The sequence below is a fragment of the Bartonella sp. MR168JLCBS genome (assembly GCF_042194175.1).
In genome coordinates, this window is sequence record NZ_JBHIMP010000588.1 from 304 (window position 1) to 562 (window position 259).

Annotated in this window: 1 protein-coding gene; it reads right to left on the minus strand. The window is 40.5% G+C overall.

The annotated features are described in order from the left end of the window. Positions 1–259 (minus strand): M24 family metallopeptidase (locus tag ACFIK8_RS12870; protein ID WP_375669644.1); only part of this gene is annotated, 259 nt, incomplete at both ends.

Below are 259 nucleotides of genomic sequence, written 5' to 3' on the forward strand. Positions count from 1 at the left end.
TACTGTTCCATTAGAGGCCGATTACGTGTAAAAGCAGGCCAGGCACCCGATGAAATCTTAACTTGTGGTTTTCCAAGATTAATAATGGGTTCAATTGTAAACATCATACCTTGTTTCAATTCTATCCCTTCTCCAGGATTGCCATAATGCAGAATATTGGGTGCATCATGAAAAAGTTGACCGATTCCATGTCCACAAAAATCTCTCACAATTGAGCACCGTTCAGATTCTGCATAGCGCTGAATAGCTGCACCAATAT